We start from the raw sequence: 1,722 nt of genomic DNA on the forward strand, positions 1-1,722 counted from the left end.
GTAACCGTTGCACAAGCCTATAATATCATGAAGGACGGACCTATACAAGCCTCTTGAAGGAGCTTTTCCGTGGCCGGATCAGTATGGGAAAGTCATTTTTCGGTGCGCTTCAAAGGCCCAAAACAGGTTTTTAAGGACGTTTCTTGCCGATGCCGCAAGGGCGAGTGCCATTGCCCCGCTTTTCGCACGTTTTTGAACAAATTTCAGGTACTTCTTCAGGTTGTAGGCGATGGCCGAGAGGTGCATCACCTTGTTCGCCTGTGCGAGCCCGATGGTGTTGATCTTGCGCAGGCCCATGAACTGGGTGAGCGTACCGAACACAGGTTCCACCGTACTCTGCCGCTTGCCCTTCATGTAGCGGCCCTCCCGGCTTTCCACCCTTTTTATGTTACGCTCGTACTCGGCCCGATAGTACGTCACGGTGAACTGTTTCTCCTTCACTTTTCCCAGGCACTTTGCCCGGAGCGGGCAGCCCGTGCAGAGCTTGCTCGATGCCCGGTAGGCCTTCTTCCTGGTCTTGGTACGGCTGTCCAGGAACACTTTTTTGAACGGGATTATTTTCCCTTGCGGGCACAGATAGTGGTCCGCCGTTTCAATATACTCGAAGCCGTCCGGGCCTCCCTTATACGTGCCATGGGGCGGAATGAAGCTTTTCAATCCCCGATCCTCCAAAAAAGCATAGTTCTCCCCCGAGCTGTAGCCCGTGTCCGCAACGCAGTTCTCCCACACCAGGCCTTCCTTCCATAACCGTCCCTGCAGACGGATCGCGATATCCTGCAACTGCTGGTTGTCCTTGCCGTCGGCATGGTAGGCCCTGATGTCCGTGATCACATGGTGCGCCGTATCCACGCTCAGCTGGGAGAGGTAATTGAGCTTTCTGGCCTTGCCCGGTTTTACGCTGATCCGGGCGTCGGGATCCGTGGGACTGTAATGCGTTTTGTTGCTCGTATATTTCGAGCCCTTGTTCCCTGCCCCGGGGCGTTGGTCCTGGTCCTTCGCCCATTTTTTGTTGCGGCCCTTGATCGCATTCAGCTCCTTTCCGCTTGCACTTATACTGCGTTGCCCCTTGTCCGACCTATCGTCCTTACTCTTGCGATGGGGCCCTTCTTTGTCCATTGCACTGATGGCACGAACCTTTTTCAAGTGTTCCTCCAGGTCTTCCGCGGGTACTTTCAGCTCCAGGGTGTCCATACTGGCATTGGCCTTGACCGGGGCCGAATCTATCGCCTGCGTATGGCCGCTGACCATTCCCTTTTCAACGCACAGGCCCAGGACCTTCGTGAATACCTCCTCGAAAACCGATTCGGGGAAGAGTTGGCGCGTCCGGCTTATCGTACTGTGCCATGGAAGTTCCTCGTCGATATCGTAACCTATAAAGTAGAGGATGTCCAATCGCATAGAACAGTGGGCGATAAGCTTGCGGTCGCTGATCAGATTCTCAAGGTAGCCCACCAGACATAGTTTGAAGAACACCACCGGGTCGATGCTCTTTTGGCCGCTCCCGCCATAATATCCCTTGGTGAGCGGATAGAGGTACCGAAGGTCGAGCACTTCTTTCAGGCGCCTGTAAAAATTGTTCCCCGGTATCCGTTCGCTCAACTGGAAACTGGCGAACAGTTTCTCTTGGTAGCCCTTTTTTCCTTGCATACCTAAAGTTACGATCGATTCCCGGATCGGCAATGATCACGACCGCTTTTTTTCATAACTTGTGCAACAGGCACA

At 54.0% G+C, this 1,722-nt stretch carries 1 protein-coding gene; it reads right to left on the reverse strand.

The annotated features are described in order from the left end of the window. Positions 1 to 78: 78 nt before the first annotated feature. Positions 79 to 1,647 carry an IS1182 family transposase gene (locus BLT07_RS20515; RefSeq protein ID WP_245726633.1) on the reverse strand — a complete coding sequence of 523 codons (1,569 nt, stop codon included), beginning with the start codon at positions 1,645 to 1,647 and terminating at the stop codon, positions 79 to 81. Between the last annotated feature and the right edge of the window lie 75 nt (positions 1,648 to 1,722).

It is taken from the genome of Pricia antarctica, from assembly GCF_900101815.1.
Classification (GTDB): Bacteria; Bacteroidota; Bacteroidia; order Flavobacteriales; family Flavobacteriaceae; genus Pricia; species Pricia antarctica.